Source organism: Streptomyces sp. SID5785 (assembly GCF_009870065.1).
GTDB lineage: Bacteria > Actinomycetota > Actinomycetes > Streptomycetales > Streptomycetaceae > Streptomyces.
Genome location: NZ_WWIA01000492.1, coordinates 1 through 4,953, shown reverse-complemented (window position 1 = coordinate 4,953; position 4,953 = coordinate 1). Strand labels below are relative to the sequence as shown.

At 73.7% G+C, this 4,953-nt stretch carries 5 protein-coding genes and 1 tRNA gene; 4 read left to right on the top strand and 2 right to left on the bottom strand.

Features of this window, described 5'->3' with window-relative positions; translation table 11 throughout:
- On the bottom strand, positions 1-462 hold a 462-nt coding region (locus GTW43_RS15795; protein WP_161302639.1), incomplete at its 3' end, for a ThuA domain-containing protein.
- 319 nt (positions 463-781) lie between these two features.
- On the opposite strand from GTW43_RS15795, the gene GTW43_RS15790 reads away from it, so the two are divergent.
- From GTW43_RS15790 to GTW43_RS15775, 4 genes are all read left to right on the top strand, one after another.
- Entirely contained in the window at positions 782-1,747 is a 966-nt protein-coding gene (locus GTW43_RS15790; RefSeq protein ID WP_161302637.1) for an alpha/beta hydrolase, read from the top strand.
- A gap of 87 nt (positions 1,748-1,834) precedes the next feature.
- On the top strand, positions 1,835-2,194 hold the full coding sequence (locus GTW43_RS15785) for an MmcQ/YjbR family DNA-binding protein (RefSeq protein ID WP_161302635.1): 360 nt from the start codon (positions 1,835-1,837) through the stop codon (positions 2,192-2,194).
- 157 nt (positions 2,195-2,351) lie between these two features.
- Positions 2,352-3,653, top strand: coding sequence for an MFS transporter (locus GTW43_RS15780; protein ID WP_161302633.1), 1,302 nt, complete (start codon positions 2,352-2,354; stop codon positions 3,651-3,653).
- A 135-nt stretch (positions 3,654-3,788) separates the two neighbouring features.
- Positions 3,789-3,862, top strand: a tRNA-Pro gene (locus GTW43_RS15775).
- Between the two features lie 96 nt (positions 3,863-3,958).
- Here GTW43_RS15775 and GTW43_RS15770 read toward each other — a convergent pair.
- Complete coding sequence (locus tag GTW43_RS15770) at positions 3,959-4,405, bottom strand: MarR family transcriptional regulator (RefSeq protein ID WP_161302641.1); 447 nt, start codon at positions 4,403-4,405, stop codon at positions 3,959-3,961.
- Between the last annotated feature and the right edge of the window lie 548 nt (positions 4,406-4,953).

Below are 4,953 nucleotides of genomic sequence, written 5' to 3'. Positions count from 1 at the left end.
TCCCTCGTACCAGTCCCAGTCGCGCTCGCTGGCCGACGCGGCGTGCAGCCCGACCCAGCCGCCGCCCCCGCGCACGTACTTCTGCAGCGCGGCGCGCTGGTCCGCGTCGAGCAGGTCGCCCTTCTCCGGGGTGGAGTTGGTGTTGTTGAAGACGATCGCCTGGAAGCGGGAGAGGTTCTCGTCGGTGAAGGCGCCGGCGTCGTCGGTCGCCTCGACCTCGAAGCCGTTCTCCGCGCCCAGCTTCCGCACGGCCTCGATCCCGGCCGGGATCGAGTCGTGGGCGAAGTTCGTGACCTTGGAGAAGACCAGGACCCGGAAACCGGCGTCGGCGGCCCTGGCCTGGGTCCCGCCGAGCCCGAGGCTCGCGCCGATCAGCGCGAGCAGGGCGGCGAACAGGGTCAGCCGGAACCGGTGTCTGCCCCGGTGCCTCAGGGGTGGTGCGGCTGTACTCGACGTACTCATGGCGCTCCCTTGGCTGTCGGCCGCGGACGGTGCCGTCGGCTGCGTGATGCTGTGGGCGTGCGGTGAGTGCAGAGAGAGTGCAGCCGGGAACGCCGGAGTGCGCGCGGACGAGCCGGGCGGGGCGGGCCCCGCGCGGCTAGAAAGCGCTTTCCCGAGTGCGTCGTTCAGCGTAGGTTCGCCCCGCGGGAGGGGTCAATGGGTCGGGAGCGGGCGGATGGCGTACCGGGAGGCATGAGCCCGCGGGCGGCGGGGGAGGTGCCCGGGGAAGATGCCGGGGGAACCGCCGAACCGACCGTCCGACCGATCCGGGAGCCGCCCCATGACAGCCACCGAACCGACGTACACGACGAGCGTGCTCAGCGCCGGTGACGGAGCCGCCGTCGCGGTGTACACCTGGCGGCCGGACAGCAGCCGGCCCCGCGCGTTCGTGCAGATCGCCCACGGTGCCGCCGAGCACGGACTGCGCTACGACCGCTTCGCCCGCCACCTGACCGCCCACGGCTACGCCGTCATCGCCTCCGACCACCGGGGCCACGGCGCGACCGCGGCGACCACCGGCGGCTACGGCGTCACCGACGACGCCGAGCCGGGCACCGTCGACGCCTGGCTCACCATCGTCGAGGACCTCAAGGCGATCGGCGACCAGGCCCGGGCGCTCCACCCGGACGTCCCCTTCGTCCTGCTCGGCCACAGCCTCGGCTCGATCCTCGCCCGCGACTACGCGCAGCGCTACGCCGACGACCTCGCCGGACTCATCCTCTCCGGCACCTTCCGCTCCCTGCCCGGCGCCGACACCGAGGGCTCGATCGCCGCGCTCGAGGCCGAGATCGCCCGCGACGGCCGCGGCGCCCCGTCCCCGTACGTCCCCGACCTCTTCTCGTCGTTCAACACCCCCTACGCGCGCGAGGAGAACAGCACCGGCTTCGAGTGGCTCTCCCGCGACCCCGACGAGGTCGCCCGCTACGTCGCCGACGAACGCTGCGGGTTCCCGTTCTGCGCCGGACTGTCCCTCGACTGGGTCCGCGCCATGCGCCGCGTCAACGACCCGGCGAACCTGGCGTGCATCCCCGCCGACCTGCCCGTCCACATCGCCGTCGGCACCGAGGACCCCTGCAACCAGCGCATGACCCTCGTCCACGAGCTCCTCGAGGACCTGCGGTACGTGGGCGTCACCGATCTGACCTGGCGGGGCTACGAGGGCGCCCGGCACGAGATCCTCAACGAGACCAACCGGGACGAGGTGCAGGCGGACCTGACGGCCTGGCTGGACAAACGCCTGCCCTGAGCCCGCGCAGGGGAAGGGGCCGGTGCCGCGTCCGCCGTGGCGGGCCGTGCCGGGCCGATGTCAGTGCTCTTGGTTACGGTTCGTTCCATGCCCGACGCCGAAGACGTACGCACCATCGCGCTGTCCCTGCCGGACACGACCGAGAAGGTCGCCTGGAGCATGCCCACGTTCCGGGTGGCCGGGAAGATGTTCGCGACGCTGCCCGAGGAGGAGACCTCGATCGCGGTCCGCTGCCCCAAGGAGGAGCGGGACGAGCTGGTGCTCGCCGAGCCCGGGAAGTTCTGGATCGCGGACCACGAGGCGGCCTTCGCCTGGGTCCGCGTCCGGCTCCGTGCCCTGGAGGACACGGCCGAGCTGCGCGACATCCTCGCCGACTCCTGGCGCCAGGCGGCCCCCACCCGACTCCTCGAGTCCCACCCTGCGTTGGGCCGCCCGGTCGCGGACTGAAATCCTCGGCGGCCCGCACGGGCGGCGTGGCATGATCCGGCCCGCAGGGGCGGGATCGGGGCGGTGCGGCCGTGCGGCGGCGCGGCACCGGGGGAGGAGCCGGAAGGTATGAGCGGCGGGTCGTCACGGGGGCGGGGCGCGGGAGCCAGGGGGCGCGGTGGCCGGGCACGGCGCACCGGGCCGGAAGCGGGGGCGCCGACGCGGCATCTGGTCCCGGGACTTCGGGCTGTTCTTCACCGCCCGGGCCGTCGCGAAGCTCGGCGACACGATGCTGCCCGTGGCGCTCGCCGCCGGTCTGCTCCAGTACGGCTACGGGGCGGGCGCGGTCGGCCTCGCGATGGCGGCGTCCGTCGGCTGCTTCGCGGGGCTCGTGGTCTTCGGCGGGGTCTTCGCCGACCGCTTCAGCACGCGTCTGCTGATGATCGGCGCCGACGTCACGCGCCTGGTGACCCAGTCCCTGGCCGCCGTGATGTTCTTCACCGGGCACGTCGTGCTGTGGCAGATCTGCGTCATCGGCGCGGTCAACGGCGCGGCGTCCGCGCTCTTCCAGCCCGGCGTCGCGAGCACCGTTCCACGCCTGGCCACCGACGTGCAGGCGGCCAACGGCGCGATACGCGTCGCCGAGTCCGGCGCCCAGCTCGCGGGACCGGCCGTCGCGGGCATGCTCGTCGCGTTCGCCTCCCCGGGCCTCGTCTTCGCCGCGCACGCGACCACGTACGCCCTGAGCGCCCTCTGTCTCGTCCTGCTCAGGCTGCCGCCCGCGCCCGCGGACAGCGGTGCGCCGCACGAGAGCTTCAAGCGCCAACTCGTCGTCGGCTGGCGTGAGTTCAGCTCGCGCACCTGGCTGTGGGGCGTCATCGCGATCTGGTGCGTCCTCATGGTCGGCGCCTCCGGGCCCGCGGTCCCGCTGGTCGCGACCGAGGTCACCCAGGAGCACGGCCCGCGCGTCTACGGGCTCATCAACTCCGCGCTCGGCGCCGGCACGGTCGTCGGCGGGCTCGTCGCCCTGCGGCTGCGGCCGCGCCGGATGCTGCGGGCCGGCTCCGTCGCCCTGTTCGGCTTCGCGCTCTTCCCGGCGACGGTCGGCGCGGGCCTCACGGTGCCGTGGATGATGGCCGGCTGCGCGGTCGCCGGTGCGGCCCAGTCGTTCTGGGGCGTCATGTGGGCGACGAGCGTCCAGACCCAGGTCCCCCGCGAGGTCCTCAACCGCATCCATGCCTACGACGTCGCGGGGTCCCTCGCCATGGCCCCGGTCGGCCAGGCCCTCGCCGGACCCGCGGCCGGGCTCTTCGGCACCCGGCACGTCCTGCTCGCCGGGGGAGTCGTCACGGTCCTGGTGGCGTCGATGTTGCTGGCGGTCCCGGCGATCCGGGGGCTGGTCCGGGCGGACGCGCCCCCGGTGACGGGCGGATCACCGCCGCCGACGCGCACCGAGCGCCGGGGAGCGCGGCGCCCGTGAGCCCGTGCCGGTGCGGCCCCGCGTCCAAGACCCGCCGCGCCCGCGCGGGCCGGAAAGGGATGCGCGACCACGGCCCCGAGTGCGGTATGGTTTCCGTGCACGTTCGCCCGGGCGAAAGCCCAGGTCAGCGAGCACCGGGACGTGGCGCAGCTTGGTAGCGCACTTGACTGGGGGTCAAGGGGTCGCAGGTTCAAATCCTGTCGTCCCGACTGTTCGACTCGTCGAATGTCGCAGGTGAGAGGCCGTTTTCGAACGGCCTCTTTTCTGTTGCCCGCCCGGCGTCCCCCTGCCGGCGGCCGCGCCGCTCAGATCCCGAGTTCCGGCGCCGCCCGCCCCGTGTCGGCCGGCCGCACCGCGAGATCGTCCGCGAGGTCGATGAGCGCCCGCAGGCCGTCGACGAGCCCGGTGCGGACCGCGCCGGGCAGCGCGCCGACGAGCGTGGCGACCTCCTGATGGCGCTGGTCGAGGACCCGGTGCACCAGGGTCGTGCCCGGGGCCGTGAGGCGCAGGACGACCTCGCGGCGGTTGTCCGGGTTCGTCTTCCGGTCGACGAGGCCGCCCGCCTCCAGCTTGTCCACCATGCGCAGGGCCGTCGACGCGTTCACCCCGAGGGTGGCCGCCAGCGCGGCGAGCTTGACGGGGCCGCACCGGTCGAGCACCACGAGGGTGCGCAGCTGCGGCAGGGTCAGCGCGTCGTCGACCGTGGCCAGGGCGCGCGCCGACATCGCGACCAGGAGCCGGGACGCGGCCATCACCGTCTCGGTGACCTCGCGCGTCTCGTCGTCGACGCTCTGCGGCTCGCCGCCGCCGCTCCTGGTCGTGGTCGAGTCGCCCACCGCTGTCACGCTTCTCTCTGCCCATGTTCACTATTGCAGTCTGCAATGTTAATGTCGGTGCGAGCCCTGCCCCGCACAGGCCTGGTTCGTCTGCTGCGAGGAAATGAGGCTGTGTGCAGTGAACTCGTGCGTCGAGAATATGCGACGCATGCTGCCCGCCCGTGAGAGCAGCCCGCCGCCGGCGCGAGGATCGACCCCTCGCTCCGCGGCCGATCTCCCCTCCCCTGTCTGACGGAACCACCGGCACAGGCCCGCCTCCGCGCTCTCACGCGCCCTCGTCCCCGCCCGGGCAATGACGCCCGCCCCGCTTCCGTGCCCCGGCACCCGCCTCCCGACCCGTCCGCGTCCCCGCGCGACGGGCCGCTTCGGGGTGCGTGCCCGCACGGCACCGGGCCCTGTCCCGCACCGCTCCTGCCCTACGAATACGGAGGCTCCGTGGCCACGCCCACAGCCGCCAGGACTCC